At 33.3% G+C, this 1088-nt stretch carries 1 protein-coding gene and 1 pseudogene; both read right to left on the bottom strand.

Going from position 1 to position 1088, the window contains the following annotated elements; all coding sequences use genetic code 11:
- Positions 1 to 197: 197 nt before the first annotated feature.
- A pseudogene (locus tag VJ786_RS16575) lies at positions 198 to 353 on the bottom strand (hypothetical protein); the annotation flags it as partial.
- A 111-nt stretch (positions 354 to 464) separates the two neighbouring features.
- Positions 465 to 1088: AimR family lysis-lysogeny pheromone receptor (locus VJ786_RS16570; protein WP_336558065.1), on the bottom strand; the 624-nt coding region annotated here is incomplete at its 5' end.

The raw sequence follows: 1088 nt of genomic DNA, 5'->3' as shown, positions 1-1088 counted from the left end.
GGATTAATGGAAAGGATTTTACGGTCATCATCCTGGATGAAAAAATAACCTCTTCCTTTTCTGGATTTGTCGGATGGAAAATGATATTATACCGGATGACCGTTTCGGATTTTAATTTTCAAATTTTACTAAATCCCCATAAAAACACGTAATGACACCGCTAATGTTACGGTGTCATCGCAAGAATAATGTATATATTAACCTGCGCCTCCGCCAGGTCCAACCTCACTCATAAGAATAATTTGGTCTTTTTCTACTTTTGCTAATGTTTTTGTTTCGGGAGATGTTGCTACGATACCGATTGCGACTGCTGCAGCAAGTACTAATGCAGTAATTTTTTTCATAAAATTCCTCCTATGTCCTCGTTAAAACGAAAATCAATATCAATATGAAATATGCGTTAGAATATATTCTTATTGTAACATCACTAATGCATATTTTAAACGTTTTTGTAAAATATTTCTTCACAATCCCTTTAAATACTTATTCGGTAGCTCTGCGTAAAATTTATTACCATGTTGCTCAAAGAGTACTCTTGATTTTTCAAAGAACTTTTTATCTCCTGTAGCTAAACCCAAATAATAATAGTAGTATGGCTGCCCTGCTGCATCCTTATCTTCTTCTAACCTTTGGTTTAGTATTTTTGCTGCTTCCTCTTTTCGATTCAATTTAATAAACAAGTGTGCCATTTCACCTAATGAACGAGGTACTATTTTATGTAAATCTATTTCAGACTCAATCTTTATAAAATCTAACGTTTCATTAAACGTCTGTATATTCCTATCAAATTTATCCGTTTTATGTAACTCTAGTAGTTCCTTTGCTTTCTCTACCCATTCAATTGCCATATTTACGTCTTCATGTAAATATGATTGCCCTAAGTAATGGTATATAGATGCTGTGAATGCTGGGAAATCCTTAGCGTTTTCATGGGTAATGGCTTGTACTGCGACTCTTCTTGATTCATTAACGTCATTATTCATCAAATGTGCTATAACATGTAGTTCTGTAACACGTATTTCATATGATCTCCGCATATATTCATCGTTAATTTTCTTTTCTTTCTCATTTTTACTTACGTCTATATG

The organism is Sphingobacterium tenebrionis, from assembly GCF_037126265.1.
GTDB lineage: Bacteria > Bacteroidota > Bacteroidia > Sphingobacteriales > Sphingobacteriaceae > Sphingobacterium > Sphingobacterium tenebrionis.
Note: the sequence above shows the minus strand (reverse complement) of the source record. Positions and strands in the feature narration are given on the sequence as shown.